Source organism: Aestuariibaculum scopimerae (genome assembly GCF_059428085.1).
In genome coordinates this window covers 136484-152530 of the sequence record NZ_CM182089.1, presented here as the reverse complement: position 1 = coordinate 152530, position 16047 = coordinate 136484, and the positions used below count along the sequence as shown (strand labels likewise).

Annotated in this window: 15 protein-coding genes; 9 read left to right on the top strand and 6 right to left on the bottom strand. The window is 36.4% G+C overall.

The features are described 5' to 3' along the window. The first annotated feature begins 71 nt into the window (after positions 1 to 71). Both AC5SR4_RS00675 and AC5SR4_RS00670 read left to right on the top strand, forming a co-directional pair. On the top strand, positions 72 to 1034 hold the full coding sequence (locus tag AC5SR4_RS00675; RefSeq protein WP_495357623.1) for a DUF3078 domain-containing protein: 963 nt from the start codon (positions 72 to 74) through the stop codon (positions 1032 to 1034). Positions 1035 to 1218: 184 nt separating this feature from the next. Then, positions 1219 to 3774, top strand: a complete 2556-nt coding sequence (locus AC5SR4_RS00670) for an adenosylcobalamin-dependent ribonucleoside-diphosphate reductase (protein WP_495357622.1) — start codon at positions 1219 to 1221, stop codon at positions 3772 to 3774. A 139-nt stretch (positions 3775 to 3913) separates the two neighbouring features. On the opposite strand, the gene AC5SR4_RS00665 is transcribed toward AC5SR4_RS00670, so the two are convergent. Continuing rightward, entirely contained in the window at positions 3914 to 4579 is a 666-nt protein-coding gene (locus tag AC5SR4_RS00665) for an ATP-binding cassette domain-containing protein (protein ID WP_495357621.1), read from the bottom strand. 405 nt (positions 4580 to 4984) lie between these two features. Here AC5SR4_RS00665 and prfA point away from each other — a divergent pair, with 405 nt between their 5' ends. The 3 genes from prfA to AC5SR4_RS00650 are packed head-to-tail and all read left to right on the top strand — an operon-like array spanning position 4985 to position 7660. Beyond that, on the top strand, positions 4985 to 6061 hold the full coding sequence (gene prfA / locus AC5SR4_RS00660) for a peptide chain release factor 1 (RefSeq protein WP_495357620.1): 1077 nt from the start codon (positions 4985 to 4987) through the stop codon (positions 6059 to 6061). Further along, positions 6058 to 6876 carry an orotidine-5'-phosphate decarboxylase gene (gene pyrF / locus AC5SR4_RS00655; RefSeq protein ID WP_495357619.1) on the top strand — a complete coding sequence of 273 codons (819 nt, stop codon included), beginning with the start codon at positions 6058 to 6060 and terminating at the stop codon, positions 6874 to 6876. Before prfA ends, pyrF begins: the two co-directional genes overlap by 4 nt. Position 6877: 1 nt before the next feature. After that, entirely contained in the window at positions 6878 to 7660 is a 783-nt protein-coding gene (locus AC5SR4_RS00650; protein WP_495357618.1) for an ABC transporter substrate-binding protein, read from the top strand. Here AC5SR4_RS00650 and AC5SR4_RS00645 read toward each other — a convergent pair. The 3 genes from AC5SR4_RS00645 to AC5SR4_RS00635 all read right to left on the bottom strand — a co-directional run bounded on the left by AC5SR4_RS00645 (position 7617) and on the right by AC5SR4_RS00635 (position 8856). Beyond that, entirely contained in the window at positions 7617 to 7769 is a 153-nt protein-coding gene (locus AC5SR4_RS00645) for a hypothetical protein (protein ID WP_495357617.1), read from the bottom strand. The genes AC5SR4_RS00650 and AC5SR4_RS00645 overlap by 44 nt on opposite strands. Before the next feature lie 89 nt (positions 7770 to 7858). Beyond that, on the bottom strand, positions 7859 to 8047 hold the full coding sequence (locus tag AC5SR4_RS00640) for a Lacal_2735 family protein (RefSeq protein ID WP_495357616.1): 189 nt from the start codon (positions 8045 to 8047) through the stop codon (positions 7859 to 7861). 107 nt (positions 8048 to 8154) lie between these two features. Beyond that, on the bottom strand, positions 8155 to 8856 hold the full coding sequence (locus AC5SR4_RS00635; RefSeq protein ID WP_495357615.1) for a DUF4197 domain-containing protein: 702 nt from the start codon (positions 8854 to 8856) through the stop codon (positions 8155 to 8157). 195 nt (positions 8857 to 9051) lie between these two features. On the opposite strand from AC5SR4_RS00635, the gene AC5SR4_RS00630 reads away from it, so the two are divergent. Further along, on the top strand, positions 9052 to 9627 hold the full coding sequence (locus AC5SR4_RS00630; protein WP_495357614.1) for a hypothetical protein: 576 nt from the start codon (positions 9052 to 9054) through the stop codon (positions 9625 to 9627). A 13-nt stretch (positions 9628 to 9640) separates the two neighbouring features. On the opposite strand, the gene purU is transcribed toward AC5SR4_RS00630, so the two are convergent. Then, positions 9641 to 10495 (bottom strand): formyltetrahydrofolate deformylase, encoded by an 855-nt coding sequence (gene purU, locus AC5SR4_RS00625; RefSeq protein ID WP_495357613.1) that lies wholly within the window; start codon positions 10493 to 10495, stop codon positions 9641 to 9643. A gap of 181 nt (positions 10496 to 10676) precedes the next feature. Between purU and AC5SR4_RS00620 the strand changes: the two genes are divergently transcribed. From AC5SR4_RS00620 to AC5SR4_RS00610, 3 genes are all read left to right on the top strand, one after another. Continuing rightward, the gene (locus AC5SR4_RS00620) at positions 10677 to 14090 is read left to right on the top strand and encodes a methylmalonyl-CoA mutase family protein (RefSeq protein ID WP_495357612.1); all 3414 of its coding nucleotides are present in this window, start codon (positions 10677 to 10679) and stop codon (positions 14088 to 14090) included. A gap of 156 nt (positions 14091 to 14246) precedes the next feature. Further along, the gene (locus tag AC5SR4_RS00615) at positions 14247 to 14666 is read left to right on the top strand and encodes a hypothetical protein (RefSeq protein ID WP_495357611.1); all 420 of its coding nucleotides are present in this window, start codon (positions 14247 to 14249) and stop codon (positions 14664 to 14666) included. Positions 14667 to 14746: 80 nt separating this feature from the next. After that, positions 14747 to 15328 carry a Crp/Fnr family transcriptional regulator gene (locus AC5SR4_RS00610; RefSeq protein ID WP_495357610.1) on the top strand — a complete coding sequence of 194 codons (582 nt, stop codon included), beginning with the start codon at positions 14747 to 14749 and terminating at the stop codon, positions 15326 to 15328. Positions 15329 to 15636: 308 nt separating this feature from the next. Here the strand turns inward: AC5SR4_RS00610 and AC5SR4_RS00605 are convergent, their stop codons facing one another. Further along, the gene (locus tag AC5SR4_RS00605; protein ID WP_495357609.1) at positions 15637 to 16032 is read right to left on the bottom strand and encodes a hypothetical protein; all 396 of its coding nucleotides are present in this window, start codon (positions 16030 to 16032) and stop codon (positions 15637 to 15639) included. Between the last annotated feature and the right edge of the window lie 15 nt (positions 16033 to 16047).

Below are 16047 nucleotides of genomic sequence, written 5' to 3'. Positions count from 1 at the left end.
TCGTTATTCCAAAATGGAACGATTATTGATGAGTTAGGAAAAATGTCGTTAAAAAAATAACTAACAAAACCATGAAAAACATTTTATTGCCATTATTTGTTTGTTTTCTTTCCCAAATTATTACCGCCCAACCAGATTCATTGTTTTTAAAAGTTAAACCAGAAAAATATACAGGTCCGCAATGGGTCAATAAAAATAAAGGATCCGTTTATTTAAGTCAGGTATCCTTTCAAAACTGGAATTCTGGGGGTGCCAATTCCATTTCTGGGCTTTTGGGGTTTGAAACATCTGCCAATTATACCGATAAATATTTTTCATGGAAGAATGATGGCTTGCTAAGGTTTGGTATTAACAAACAACAATCTAAAGAGCTAAGAAAATCGGATGATTTATTGGAAATAAACTCTAACATTGGGTATAAACCAGATAGCCTTTCCAATTGGTTTTATTCTGCTCGCTTAAACTTTAGAACGCAGTTGCTTAATGGTTATAGATACCCCGATACCAGCGAACCCATATCTAGATTTTTAGCACCTGGTTATTTGTTTTTTGGTGGCGGAATGGAGTATGGGAAGCGTATTGAAAAATTATCATTTTACTTTTCGCCATTAACATTAAAAGCAACCTTTGTGCTGGATAAGGATTTGGCCAATGTGGGGTCTTTTGGTGTAGAACCAGCTGTGTACGATGAAGAAGGTAACTTAATTAAAGAAGGAGAACGGATTAGAAAAGAAGTTGGTGTTTTAGTTACCAATAGTTATGAGATGGAAGTTACCAATAATATAAACATGAAACATGAGGTGAGTCTTTATTCCGACTACATCAATAACTTTGGTAATTTAGATGTAGACTGGAAGTTGGATTTCGATTTTAAAGTTAACAGCTTTGTAAAAGCCACTTTGGGCTCTCACATACGTTATGATGATGATGTAAAAACATCAAAGCCTTCTGAAATAGAAGGGGAGTTTGATGAAGCTGGTGCTAAAGTGCAATGGAAACAGTTTTTGGGTATTGGCTTTGCAGTAGACTTCTAAAACAACAGTTACTTCTTTATTTAAATAATTTGTTAACTTTTTAATGTTAATAAAAAATTAATCATCTGTTTTTCAAGCTATTAACATTCTGTTGTTGTAAACTTTATGACTTTTGTCATGTTTTAGCTTGATAATATTTTGTTACTTTAGGGTCATTCTATAAAAACTTAAACCTAAAATAACAATGAATGTAGATATATCTAAACTTCCATCCAAAACGTACACCCAAGATGAAGCTTTTAAGGCTTCATTACACTATTTTAAGAATGATGATTTAGCCGCCCGTGTTTGGTTAAATAAGTATGCCTTAAAAGACTCCCAAGGTAACCTTTACGAGTTAACCCCCGATGATATGCACCGCCGAATTGCCAAAGAATTGGCCCGTGTGGAACAAAAGTATGCCAATCCGTTATCAGAAAACGATATCTACAACCTTATAAAAGACTTTAAATATATTGTGCCACAGGGTAGCCCTATGGCAGGTATTGGTAACCCTTACCAAATCGCATCGCTCTCAAATTGTTTTGTTATAGGAAATAAGGGAGCTTCTGATTCTTATGGAGGTATTATGAAGATTGACCAAGAGCAGGTACAGCTTATGAAACGACGTGGTGGGGTGGGCCATGATTTATCGCATGTTAGGCCTAAAGGCTCAGCGGTTAAAAATTCAGCATTAACATCAACAGGGTTGGTGCCTTTTATGGAACGCTACTCTAACTCCACTAGAGAAGTGGCACAAGATGGTAGGCGAGGTGCTTTAATGTTATCGGTTTCCATTAACCACCCAGATTCTGAAGATTTTATTAATGCCAAATTAGAACAAGGCAAGGTGACGGGGGCCAACATATCCGTAAGAATAGACGATGCCTTTATGGAAGCGGTTAAAACCAATACAGACTATATACAAAAGTATCCTGTGTTTAGTGAGCATCCTAAAGTTTCAAAAACGATTGATGCCAATAATTTATGGAAAAAGATAGTGCACAACGCTTGGAAATCGGCCGAACCAGGAATTTTGTTTTGGGATACTATTATTAATGAATCCATTCCAGATTGTTATGCCGATTTAGGCTTTAATACCGTATCTACAAACCCTTGTGGCGAAATACCCTTGTGTCCCTATGATTCCTGCAGGTTATTGGCCATTAATTTATTTTCATATGTAGAGCAGCCATTCACACCATCGGCTAAATTCAACTTTAAGTTGTTTAAAAACCATGTGGCCGCAGCACAACGTATTATGGATGATATTATAGATTTAGAGCTGGAAAAAATTGATAATATCTTAGCGAAGATTGATGCCGATCCAGAATTGGATGAGGTAAAAGGCACCGAACGCAATTTATGGATTAATATAAAACGAAAAGCTGAAGAAGGGCGTAGAACTGGTATAGGTATCACCGCCGAAGGGGACATGTTGGCAGCTTTGGGCATACAATATGGAAGTAAAGCCGGCAATGCCTTTTCGTTAAAAGTACATAAAACGATTGCTATTGAAGCTTATCGTGCTTCTGTACATTTGGCAAAAGCACGTGGTGCTTTCCCCATTTTTGATGCAGAGCGAGAAAAAAACAATCCTTTTATTAAGCGCTTAAAAGAAGCCGATAGTAAATTGTACTATGAAATGTTGGAGTACGGCAGACGTAATATAGCCTTGCTAACTATAGCACCTACGGGTACTACCAGTTTAATGACCCAAACAACTTCTGGAATTGAGCCCGTATTTTTGCCCGTTTATAAACGCAGACGTAAAGTAAACCCTAATGATAAGAACGTACGTGTAGATTTTGTAGATGAGGTAGGCGACTCTTGGGAGGAATATGTGGTGTTCCACCATCGTTTCAAGCAATGGATGGAGGTGAATGGTATAGATACTACCCAAAACTTATCGCAAGAAGCTATCGACAATTTAATTAAACAATCGCCTTACTACAAGGCTACTTCCAATGATGTAGATTGGTTAAGTAAGGTGTCTATGCAAGGCGCTATACAAAAATGGGTAGACCACTCTATTAGTGTTACCATTAATTTACCCAATGATGTTACTGAAGACCTGGTAGGCGAGCTATATTTAAAAGCATGGGAAGCAGGCTGTAAAGGCGTAACCGTATATCGGGATGGTTCGCGTTCTGGTGTATTGATTTCCAATGACGAGAAAAAAGAGGAAGAACCCAATAATATTCTAACGGCTTTTCCTAAAAAACGTCCGCAAGTTTTGGAAGCCGATGTGGTGCGTTTCCAAAACAATAAGGAAAAGTGGATTGCCTTTATAGGGTTGATTGATGAAAAACCCTATGAGGTATTTACTGGTTTGGCCGATGATGAAGACGGCATTTTAATCCCGCGTTGGGTGAATACGGGGCTTATCATTAAAAACCGAAACGAGGATGGGACATCGCGTTACGATTTTCAGTATAAAAATACAAGAGGCTACAAAACGACTATCGAAGGCCTGTCGCATAAGTTCAACCCAGAGTTTTGGAACTATGCTAAGTTGATTTCCAGTACTTTGCGCCATGGGATGCCTATTGATAAAATAGTGGATTTAATCAATAGCTTACAATTGGACAGTGCATCCATCAATACCTGGAAAAATGGTGTGGTTCGTGCCCTAAAACGTTATGTTGAAGATGGCACTAAAGCCAAAGGTCAGCGATGTGATAGTTGTAAGTCGGAAAACTTAATTTATCAAGAAGGTTGCCTAACTTGTAAAGATTGTGGATCTTCAAAATGCGGATAATTAAAAACTGCAATTAATAATTTATTAGACCTGTTAGGTTTTAAAACCTAACAGGTCTTTTTGCCTAGCGTTCGGTTTGAGGAAAAGCACTTTAATTTTAGATGGAAAATTGAAGTCGAGGAGGTTGGTTTCAATAAAATTAATTGCCTAATGCCCCTACGCTTAAATACCTGTAATCCTCAAGTTCAGTAAGTGTATTAATGAGTTTTGTGTTACCATTTTTTATCAGGTAAATAGCGTCTGAAATGTCGATGGTATGCCTGTACATATGATCAGTGATTATAATGGCTTTTTGCTTTTTCTCTTGGGATATCAAGGTTTTAATTTTGTCAATGTGCAATGGTGCAACATGAGAAAAAGGTTCATCCAACAAGATGAGCTTTTTGTTGCTTTTTAGGGTAATATAGAATTCTATTATTCGCCGTTCACCCCCGGATAGTTTTCCAAATTTTGTATCTCTAAAGATTGAGAAATCTTCAAAATGGTTTACAAATTCAGACCAGTTTACTCTAAAAAGTTTAAAAGCTGCTTTAATTTTTAAGCTATTAGGGATAAAATGATGTTGTGGTAAATAGGCAACAAGATTTGTTCGGTAAAGTGGTTTCAAAATAGGTTTGTGATCTATTCTTATAAGTTTGTATTTAGGTTTTAGGTTACCAAAAGCAATATTAAGTAAACAGCTTTTGCCACAACCATTGCTTCCTAAAACCCCAGTGATTTTCCCAGTTTCCGCCTTGAGATAAATACCGTTTAAAATGCGTTTGCTTTTAAAGTAAAGCTCAACGTTGTCGATTTCAAATATCATGTAAACTCTTTAAGTATTAGCAGAATGGGTAGTGTTAAAAATAAATCGATAATGTAAAAAACTAAAAATAGTAAAAATGGAGATATTCCCAAATTTTTATATAAAACAAAGGTTTGCTTGGCCTTGGTTTCATTAATAAAGTACCATAGAAAACCAACTAAAAAGAGTTTTATCGCCTGCACCAAAAATATTTCATTTTTGCAAAGGGGAAGTAGGGCCATGCTAAGCACAAATGAATAATGCATAAACCGCTTGTAAAACACAAATATTGATGATAATTTATGCATCATGATATTAATAACGGTTCAAATAAATAAATATTTTAACAATTGTAGATATCAAGAGGTTGTAAATATTAAGAATTCATAAATTATCGTATTTTTGGGGGCACAATTAAAAAGGTAAATGTTAGACAAATTAGAAATAGTAAAGCAACGATTTGATGAGGTGAGTGATTTGATCATTCAGCCAGATGTAGTAACTGACCAGAAGCGATACATAGCATTAAACAAAGAATACAAAGACCTTAAGGTTTTAGTAGATAAACGAGATGAATACATAGAAGTTACCAATAATTTAAAAGAAGCTGAAGATATTATTGCAGAGGGCAGCGACCCAGAAATGGTTGAAATGGCTAAAATGCAATATGATGAAGCTAAAGAGCGTATTCCAAAGTTGGAAGATGAAATTAAGTTTCTTCTCATACCAAAAGACCCTGAAGATTCTAAAAACGCGGTGGTAGAATTGCGCGCAGGCACGGGCGGTGATGAAGCTAGTATTTTTGCTGGAGATCTTTTTAGGATGTATACCAAGTATTGTGAAAGTAAAGGTTGGAAAGTTGATACGGTAGATTTTAGTGAGGGTACCAATGGCGGATTTAAAGAGATTCAATTTGAGGTTAGTGGTGAAGATGTCTATGGTACCTTAAAGTTTGAAGCTGGAGTGCACCGTGTACAACGTGTGCCACAAACCGAAACGCAGGGACGCGTACATACCAGTGCAGCAACGGTGATGGTGTTTCCAGAGGCGGAGGAGTTTGATGTAGAGATTAACCCTAAAGATGTACGTATAGACTATTTCTGTTCATCAGGTCCGGGAGGGCAGTCGGTTAACACCACCTATTCCGCAGTACGTTTAACACATATCCCTACCGGATTGGTGGCCCAATGTCAGGATCAAAAATCGCAGCATAAGAATAAAGAAAAAGCCTTTAAAGTATTGCGTTCGCGTTTGTATGATTTAGAGCTGGCCAAAAAACAGGAAGAAGATGCTGCCAAACGGGGTAGTATGGTGTCGTCTGGTGATAGAAGTGCTAAGATTAGAACTTATAACTACCCGCAAGGACGTGTAACCGATCACCGTATCGGACTTACTCTTTACGATTTATCAAACATCGTTAATGGCGATATCCAGAAAATAATAGATGAATTACAATTAGCTGAGAATACCGAAAAGCTAAAAGCCAGCGACCACGCTATATGACAACAGACGAACTGATTAAACAGATAAAAAAAAAGAACTCCTTTCTATGTATAGGGTTGGATGTCGATTTGAATAAAATTCCACAACACCTGTTAAAGGAAGAAGATGCTATTTTTGAGTTTAATAAAGCTATTATAGACGCTACCCATCATTTATGTGTTGCTTATAAACCTAATATTGCTTTTTATGAAGCCTATGGTATTGTTGGATGGCAAGCCTTAGAAAAGACCATTACGTATCTTAATGAAAAGTACCCTGATATTTTTACCATAGCCGATGCCAAACGTGGCGATATTGGTAATACCAGTACCATGTACGCCAAAGCCTTTTTTCAGGATTTAGCGTTTGATAGTGTTACGGTAGCGCCTTATATGGGGAAAGATTCTGTAGAGCCCTTTCTGGCATTTAAAGACAAACATACTATTCTGTTGGCATTGACCTCTAATGAGGGTGCTTTCGATTTTCAAACCAAGACTGTGGACGGAAAGGAATTGTATAAACAAGTTTTAGAAACCTCCAAAACCTGGGAAAATGCTGAAAACCTAATGTATGTCGTAGGAGCAACAAAAGCAGAGTACTTAGCAGACATCCGTAAAATTATTCCGGATTCGTTCTTATTAGTACCAGGCGTTGGAGCCCAGGGTGGCAACCTGCAGGACGTATGCAAATATGGTATGACGGAGGATGTTGGTTTACTTATCAACTCCTCAAGAGGTATTATTTATGCCTCCAATACAGAAGATTTTGCCCAGGCCGCCGCTAAAAAGGCGCAGGAGTTACAGCAAGAAATGGCGGGTATTTTGAAATCGCTTTAAAATGCTTCATTTGGAACGTACACCCAAACGGATTGTGTCATTAGTTCCCAGTCAGACAGAATTGTTATGTGATTTAGGGTTGGAAGCTCAATTGGTGGGCGTTACCAAATTTTGTGTACATCCTGAACCTATCAGAACCCAGGCGACCGTTGTGGGTGGCACCAAACAAGTTCATTTGGATAAGATTAAGGCTTTAAAGCCCGACATTATACTTTGTAACAAAGAGGAAAATACCAAAGCCATTGTAGAAAGCTGTGAAGCCATATGTGAGGTACATGTTTCGGATATTTATACGCTAACCGATAGTTTGGAATTGATTAGGCAATACGGAAACCTTTTTAACAAAGAAGTCGAAGCCAAAACCATTACCGATAGCATCTGCCAGGTATTTGAAAGTTTTGAGTCCTATATAGCCAATCAGCCTGTTTTAAAAGTTGCCTACTTTATTTGGAAAGATCCTTGGATGGTGGCAGGCAACCATACTTTTATCAACCACATATTAAAACTTTGTAAATTAGAGAATGTGTATTCTGATACCATGCGTTATCCGGCAATCAATCTGGAACGTGAAACATTAAAAAAGGATGTTGATTTGGTATTGCTCTCTAGTGAACCATTTCCCTTTAAGGAAAAACATATTGAGGAAATGAAAGCGTATTATCCCCAGGCAACAATAACGTTGGTAGATGGGGAAATGTTTTCCTGGTATGGATCACGGCTTATAAAAGCCTTCCCATATTTTAAAGCTTGGCGCCAAGCTTTTCCAAAGCCAAAGCATTTGTAGGGTTCATAGCTTCTATGAATTTAATTAAACTGGCTTCCAATTCTTTTTTGCCAACTAATTTGTCGGCATTTGGTTTAATCTTCCCTACTCTACAAAAATGTGTGCTCATAACGTTCTTTTTCAGTAAAGTACGTAAATAATGCCGATTTAGACGTAAGTAGAAGGTTAAAGAATTGAAAATAAATAATTAAATTAAAACTACAGTAATCTTTTGATAGATAGGAACTTTAGTCTGTTAAGCTTATTGAGAAGTTCTATGGCTTTATATTCCGAGATATCACTCAACGCTGCGTCAGTTTGACGCAAATTGTAAGCATGCTCTACAAGTTCTTTATAACGTGTAAACAGCTTTTCTTGATTACCTATTATAATATTGGTTCTATCCATTAGACACTGTGTAACAAGTACTTAAATATACATGTTTTTATTTATAACTAAAAAAATACAGCAATTATTTTCAGTTATATGTATGGATATGTATAAAGAACAGCTTTTTAATCTTGCAAGGCAAATACTTTTCTCAATAAATCGGTGGTTCTAGATGCTACTTTGTTGCGTATTTCCTTTTCCTCTACAGCTATCATGGTATAAACGCCTTCTAAAGCTTCACCAGTAACATAGTCCGTTAAGTCTGGATTTACATCTGCCGTAAACGGAATGCTATTGTATTTATTAATTAAGTTGGCCCAAACTTGATCGGCCCCTACTTTGGAAAAAGAGCTATTGATAACAGGGTGGAATTTATCATACAAAGCAGTTTCCGTTTTATTGGTTAGATATAACGTAGCGGCATTGTCGCTCCCCAATAAAATATTTTTTGCATCGGCGAACGTAATACCTTTTACGGCATCCACAAAAATAGGGGTGGCTTCTTTTACAGCATCTTCGGCAGCTCTGTTTAAAACTTTCAGGCCTTCATCAGCTAATTTGCTCAAACCAATATCACGAAGGGCTTTATCTACTTTTTGAAGTTCATCTGGTAACAGGATTTTAACCAATTCATTTTTATAAAAACCATCAGTTTGGGTTAGTTTGCTTACTTGTTTTTCAATTCCCATGTTTAAGGCTTGCCGTAAACCAGAAGCAATTTCTTCATTACCAATACCTGCTTGAGGTAATTGATTAACAACTTGTTGTAGTTCTGCACAGGAATAAAACGATACTAGTACAGTAAGGATAATACATATTTTTTTCATAAAAGTAGATTTATAGATGCTCAAAAATACAAAAACATCCCATATAGCTTATCAATATAATTTATTTATGGATAATTACAATCCATTTATATTTAAAACCTTAAATAACAATATTTTGTAGGTTTGATAAAATTAACTATCTTAATTTGCAGGATTCTTAAAAAGAGTGTGTTATAATTTAATCATACATAATTTGTGCTAAAGCCAAACCTTAAAATAGTAAGTATTTCAAACAAGAGTTTAAAGAAGGAATTATTGATTTCGTCTGGTCAGGTAGCTTCACTAAGTGCATTTTTAAAGGATATTATTAAAGATGATGTTATGGCTATTAACACCAATTTGGGTTTAGATGTGTATTATTATGCTACTGTGTCCTACCAAGACTTAATAGTTAGTACATTTTTGTTATTGGCCAATGGCAATGCTAAAACAAAAAGCGATTTTTATATTAAAGATTTAAATACCGAGAGCGCTATAAAGGAAGCGACCCAAATATTTTTTAGAAGACTGTTTAAAAACCCGCTACTTTGCAAGAGCTATATTAAAAGCCTTTCCAACCAAATAAGTTTAAAGTACCAGGATAATTTTAAGATTATAGAAACACTTACAGCCCTATGGAAAAGTGTGCTTTTAAGCATGAACAATGACATGGGTATGGATAAGATGGCACCATTTTTAATACGTTTTCAAGATGTAAATCCAGAACAAACGGAGCGCTCTTTGTTACAGAATTTAATACAAGAAGCTTTAAGCGTGCATCGCATTAATTAACCTGTTTTCGCATTTAAGAAAAGATAACCGTTTTGTTATTATACACCATTACCTTTCTATTGGTATGTAATTTAACGGCATTAGCCAATACAATTTTTTCTAAGTCACGTCCTTTAGCAATTAAGTCGGCAATCGTATAGGAATGCGATACATGTGCCACATCCTGTTCTATAATTGGGCCGCCATCAAGCTCTTCAGTAACATAATGGCTGGTAGCACCAATAATCTTTACACCACGTTTAAAAGCCGAGTGATAAGGTTTAGCCCCTACAAAAGCCGGTAAGAACGAATGGTGGATATTAATGATTTTATTAGGGTACCTGTCTATTAACTTGCCAGATATAATTTGCATGTAACGTGCCAAAACAATAAAGTCGATATTATGTTTTTCAAGCAGTTCTAATTGTTTTTCTTCTGCCTTTAGCTTGGTGTCCTTAGTAACAGGAATGTGGTGAAACGGAATTTTAAAACTATCGGCTATTGGCTTTAAATCTAAATGATTGCTTATAATGAAAGGGATTTCTAAGTTAAGTTCGCCAGCGTTATAACGCCCCAATAGGTCATATAAGCAGTGGTCGTATTTAGAGATGAACAATGCCATTTTAGGTTTGGTTTCAGAGGAGTAAATCCGCCATTTCATTTCAAAACTATTAGCTAGTGTTGTTTCAAAAGCATTTTTAAAAGTATCTGTAGAAAAAGATTGGTGGGTAAACTCACTTTCCAAACGCATAAAGAAGATGTTTTGCTCCCTATCAACATGTTGGTCCAAATACACAATATTACCTTGCTTTTCAGCAATAAAATTGGTAACACTTGCTATAATATTGGGTCGGTCTTTACAGTATACTAAAATAGTTATCTTGTTCATGCAAGAAAAAAGTTTTATAAAGCAAAATACATGCTCTCCGGTCATTTACGTCCTCAAAAATAACCTAAAAATTAAACAAGCGGTATTTGTAATTCTAATTTTAGAAAATCATTTGTAAATAGTTTATTTTTTTGAATATTTCGTAAATTTGCACCCTGTATAATAATTTTCTTTAAAAATCATGCATATAACTCCTTATAAGCCCAAGTATAAAGTACGCATAGTAACAGCAGCCTCATTATTTGATGGTCATGATGCGGCCATAAACATTATGCGCCGTATTATTCAGGCCACTGGTGTTGAGGTCATTCATTTAGGTCATGATAGGAGTGTAGAAGAAGTGGTAAATACAGCCATTCAAGAAGATGTTAATGCCATTTGTTTAACATCTTACCAAGGCGGGCATAATGAGTATTTTAAGTACATGTACGACTTGTTACAGGAAAGAGGCGCGGGACACATTAAGATTTTTGGTGGCGGTGGTGGTGTTATATTACCTGCTGAGATTAAAGATTTAATGGATTATGGTATTTTCAGGATATACTCGCCCGATGATGGTCGTGAAATGGGGCTTCAGGGCATGATTAATGATTTGGTGAAAGCTTCTGATTTTGCTATAGGAGACACTTTAAATATAGATGTAGATGCGCTTAAAAACAAGCGTCCTGGAGACATTGCAAGAGTGATATCTTCAGCTGAAAATTTTCCAGACACCGCAAAGCCCATTTTAAAACAAATTGCCAAAATTAATGCCAATGCCAAGACTCCTATATTAGGTATTACGGGAACAGGAGGTGCCGGAAAGTCGAGTTTGGTGGATGAGTTGGTACGACGGTTTTTATTGGATTTTCCAGAAAAGACCGTTGGTATTATTTCAGTGGATCCTTCAAAACGAAAAACAGGTGGTGCGCTATTGGGCGATCGCATTCGTATGAATGCCATTAACAATTCGCGTGTTTACATGCGAAGCTTGGCAACCAGACAATCCAATTTAGCCTTATCTAAATATGTTGGTGAAGCTGTAGAAGTACTCAAGGCAGCAGCATTTGATTTGATTGTTTTAGAAACATCAGGAATAGGGCAAAGTGATACCGAAATTCTAGAGCATAGTGATGTTTCTTTGTATGTAATGACTCCAGAGTTTGGGGCAGCTACCCAGCTGGAAAAAATAGATATGTTGGATTTTGCTGATTTGGTAGCTATTAACAAATTTGATAAGCGCGGTGCTTTAGATGCCCTACGGGATGTTAAAAAACAATACATACGCAACCATAACCTTTGGGATGCCAATTCGGACAATTTACCTGTTTTTGGAACCATAGCGTCTCAATTTAATGACCCTGGTATGAACACACTCTACAAGGCCATTATGGATAAGCTTGTAGAAAAAACTGCGGCCGATTTAAAATCTACCTTCCAGATTTCTAAAGAAATGAGCGAAAAGATATTTGTTATTCCACCAAATCGTACGCGCTATCTCTCAGAAATTGCAGAAAACAACCGTAATTATGATAAAGATGGGGCGCTACAGGTAGAAGTAGCCCAAAAACTTTATGGTATTTACAAAACCATTGAGACTGTTGCGGGCAAGACACCAGTATTAGACAAGACGGGTATTGATACCACATCTATAAAAACCAATAAGAATCCTGATTTTTTAAAGCTGTTATTAGGGGAGTTCGATCGTATGAAGTTGAACTTAAATCCTTTTAACTGGGAAGTTATTATAGGTTGGGAAACCAAGGTAAACATTTATAAAAACCCAGTTTATGCCTTTAAAGTTCGAGATAAAGAAATTAAAATTGAAACGCACTCAGAGTCTCTGTCCCATTTACAAATACCAAAAGTAGCGCTGCCAAAATACCAGGCTTGGGGCGATATTTTAAAATGGTGTTTGCAGGAAAATGTTCCTGGTGAATTTCCTTATACAGCAGGATTGTACCCTTTTAAACGTACTGGCGAAGACCCCGCACGTATGTTTGCGGGTGAAGGAGGCCCTGAACGTACCAACCGTCGCTTTCACTATGTAAGTGCGGGATTGCCTGCCAAACGTTTGTCTACAGCATTTGATAGTGTAACGCTTTATGGTAACGATCCAGATTACCGCCCCGATATTTATGGAAAAATAGGAAATGCAGGAGTAAGCATTTGCTGTTTAGACGATGCCAAGAAACTCTATTCTGGTTTTAACTTAGCCAATGAAATGACATCGGTAAGTATGACCATTAACGGTCCTGCACCTATGCTCTTGGGCTTTTTCATGAATGCGGCTATCGATCAGCAGTGTGAGATTTATATCAAGGAACAGGGGCTGGAAAAAGAAGTAACATCTAAAATTAATGCTATATATAAGAAGAAAGGTGTAGAACGTCCTAAATATAATGGAGACTTACCAGAAGGTAATGATGGTTTAGGGCTCATGCTTTTAGGGGTTACGGGCGACCAAGTACTGCCACAAGATGTTTATAATGGCATTAAGGCAAAAACCATAGCACAAGTAAGGGGTACGGTACAAGCCGATATTTTAAAAGAAGACCAGGCCCAAAATACTTGTATCTTTTCAACAGAGTTTGCTTTGCGTTTAATGGGCGATGTACAGGAATATTTTATTGATAACAATGTGCGTAACTTCTATTCCGTATCTATTTCAGGTTATCATATTGCAGAGGCCGGGGCCAATCCCATTTCGCAATTGGCATTTACCTTGGCAAATGGGTTTACTTATGTAGAGTATTACCTGTCTAGGGGTATGGATATTAATAGTTTTGGACCCAATCTGTCCTTCTTTTTCTCAAATGGCATAGACCCCGAATATGCCGTTATTGGTCGTGTGGCCCGTAAAATTTGGTCCAAAGCCATGAAGCATAAATATGGGGCCAACCCCAGGGCACAGATGTTAAAATATCATATACAAACGTCTGGGCGCAGTCTACATGCCCAGGAAATAGATTTTAACGATATAAGAACCACGCTTCAAGCGCTTTATGCTATATATGATAACTGTAACTCCCTTCATACCAATGCGTATGATGAGGCTATTACTACCCCAACCGAAGAATCTGTTCGTCGTGCTATGGCCATTCAGTTAATTATAAATAAAGAACTGGGCTTGGCTAAAAATGAAAACCCATTGCAAGGTGCTTTTATTATAGAAGAATTGACCGATTTGGTTGAGGAGGCTGTATTATTGGAATTTGACCGCATAACCGAAAGAGGTGGTGTACTTGGTGCTATGGAAACCATGTACCAGCGAAGTAAAATACAAGAAGAAAGTTTGTATTACGAAACCTTAAAGCACAATGGCGCGTTTCCTATTGTTGGAGTTAACACCTTTTTAAGCAGTAAAGGCTCGCCAACGGTAATTCCTATGGAGGTTATAAGAGCCACCGAGGCAGAAAAAGAATTTCAAATAAAAACCTTAGAAAACCTTCACAAAGGCAATGATACTACAGCACTTTTAAAAGCACTTCAGGATAAGGCCATACATAATGAAAACATTTTTGAGGCCTTAATGGAAGTATGTAAAGTGTGTTCACTGGGCCAAATTACCAATGCCCTTTTTGAAGTTGGTGGCCAGTACAGACGTAATATGTAAGGACATTTATTAAAAAACACTACATTAATACGCAACTATTTGGTGAAATAGGTATCTTACTTTAGATAAGAGAGAAGAAAAGATTAACGAATAACGAACTTTGCGCAAGAGTAATCTAACAGCGAAGCGGTCTAAACATCTAAAATATAAAAACATATGAAGAATATTGCTATAGTACTGTGTACCCTGCTTTTAATAAATTGTACTTCCGACGAGGATAAACGCCCCAGGGAAGATGCTGAATTACTTGGAAAATGGAAACTTATAGAATCATATTCAGACCCAGGGGATGGTAGTGGTACTTTTGAGCCCGTTGATAGTGATGTGACTTTTGAATTTTATAGCGATGGTACCGTAGTAACCAATGGATCTTTGTGTTTCAATACAGATATGGTTGGAGAACTAAATTTGGGTACTTTTGAGGAAACTGAAGGGACGGATTTTAGTAGCGGTAAAATTATACCCGACGACTGTGACTATGAAGAAAATCAACTACACTACCAAATAGAAGGAAATTATTTGTTTATCTGGTACCTATGTATTGAGGGATGCGGACTTAAGCTTGAAAAAATCTAATCTAATTTCATGACTTTTTTGTATTAATTAATGTTTTTTACTTAAAAAAAGTATATTTGGGAAGATTATAACCCGAATTTATGCCCGCAACTAAGTACAACAATCTTTTTAGTATTGTTTTTTTAAATGCTATATATCCACTTTCTAAGTCCTTTAATAAATACCTATCTAATGTATTAGTGTCATCACAGTATAAAAAGGGAGATTTTATTGTGAAAAATGATGGTATGTGTAATAGGCTTCACATTATAAGAAAAGGCTTGGTGCGTGGTTATTTTAATTTTAAAGATAAAGAAATTACCACTTGGGTTAGTGTAGATAACGAAATGGTGACCTCCATTTCAGGCTATTTTAAAAAAGAGCCGGCATTAGAAAATATTCAATGCTTAGAAGATACCTATACAGAAAGTATTAGTTATGAAGATATGCATTTTGCGTTGGAAAATTTTAAAGAAGCGGCACATTTAAATAGGATTTTAATGGAATATTATTATCTACAAGCAGAGTATCGTGCTTTCATGGCTCGAATTCCAAGAGCTAAAGACAGGTATCTCTATTTTGTTAAAATTACTAACCCAGAAATAGTAAAACGCCTGCCAAAAAAGTATTTAGCTTCTTTGCTTAACATGCGGCCTGAAACATTGTCGCGTATTGAGAAGTAATTGCTTATGGGGGCATTCTAAAACCAGCTTAGGTTTTTTTAAATCATACTAAAAACAAACACCACCTTATAACCCAGTTCCTTTTTTAAATTTTGTATGGATATTGACATATGTCAATTCAAAAGCAAGATTTCTAAATTAAATAGGTTTTATAACTATTAAATTAGCAGCATACATCGTGCAAGACTTCTTGTACGGGTGTTAATTGCTATTATCAACAAGGGCATTGAGTAAATTTTAACCTCCTTGAAAGTAGAAAACACACATCGGCTTGATGTGTGTTTTTTGTATGGATAATTTTTGTTCTTTTATAGTGTAAGCAACCAAGTTCGTTGTAATTGCTTGAATTTTTTTAGCTCGCTGCGAAGAATTGGTAAAAAATCTTTCCCGTTACTATTGGAACGCTCTAAACGATATGAATTTTTGTAAAGCATGTTAGTAAGACGCTTAAGAGACGCAATGTGTTTGTGTTTTCTATCGGAATAACGCTCTAATTCTACATTTACAATTTCTGGAGCAAGTGACACGGATTGTTGCACAATGTCGCCTGTAAAATAAATATTGTCATCTTCAGACCCATCCTGTTTTAAAGTAGATAAATCGTGCCTTAAGTACGTAGAAATACTTTGGGATAACGCGAAAATCTCAATGGCTTTTTTATAAATCGGTAAATCCGATAGGTTTGATGGGGTATTAGATAGCATAATTTATTTTTCCTT

What these genes read in the sequence shown, in the direction of transcription:
- AC5SR4_RS00675 (WP_495357623.1), top strand. Translation starts at nt 72, where the DNA reads ATGAAAAACATTTTATTGCCATTATTTGTTTGTTTTCTTTCCCAAATT.
- AC5SR4_RS00670 (WP_495357622.1), top strand. Translation starts at nt 1,219, where the DNA reads ATGAATGTAGATATATCTAAACTTCCATCCAAAACGTACACCCAAGAT.
- AC5SR4_RS00665 (WP_495357621.1), bottom strand. Translation starts at nt 4,579, where the DNA reads ATGATATTTGAAATCGACAACGTTGAGCTTTACTTTAAAAGCAAACGC.
- prfA (WP_495357620.1), top strand. Translation starts at nt 4,985, where the DNA reads ATGTTAGACAAATTAGAAATAGTAAAGCAACGATTTGATGAGGTGAGT.
- pyrF (WP_495357619.1), top strand. Translation starts at nt 6,058, where the DNA reads ATGACAACAGACGAACTGATTAAACAGATAAAAAAAAAGAACTCCTTT.
- AC5SR4_RS00650 (WP_495357618.1), top strand. Translation starts at nt 6,878, where the DNA reads ATGCTTCATTTGGAACGTACACCCAAACGGATTGTGTCATTAGTTCCC.
- AC5SR4_RS00645 (WP_495357617.1), bottom strand. Translation starts at nt 7,769, where the DNA reads ATGAGCACACATTTTTGTAGAGTAGGGAAGATTAAACCAAATGCCGAC.
- AC5SR4_RS00640 (WP_495357616.1), bottom strand. Translation starts at nt 8,047, where the DNA reads ATGGATAGAACCAATATTATAATAGGTAATCAAGAAAAGCTGTTTACA.
- AC5SR4_RS00635 (WP_495357615.1), bottom strand. Translation starts at nt 8,856, where the DNA reads ATGAAAAAAATATGTATTATCCTTACTGTACTAGTATCGTTTTATTCC.
- purU (WP_495357613.1), bottom strand. Translation starts at nt 10,495, where the DNA reads ATGAACAAGATAACTATTTTAGTATACTGTAAAGACCGACCCAATATT.
- AC5SR4_RS00620 (WP_495357612.1), top strand. Translation starts at nt 10,677, where the DNA reads ATGCATATAACTCCTTATAAGCCCAAGTATAAAGTACGCATAGTAACA.
- AC5SR4_RS00615 (WP_495357611.1), top strand. Translation starts at nt 14,247, where the DNA reads ATGAAGAATATTGCTATAGTACTGTGTACCCTGCTTTTAATAAATTGT.
- AC5SR4_RS00610 (WP_495357610.1), top strand. Translation starts at nt 14,747, where the DNA reads ATGCCCGCAACTAAGTACAACAATCTTTTTAGTATTGTTTTTTTAAAT.
- AC5SR4_RS00605 (WP_495357609.1), bottom strand. Translation starts at nt 16,032, where the DNA reads ATGCTATCTAATACCCCATCAAACCTATCGGATTTACCGATTTATAAA.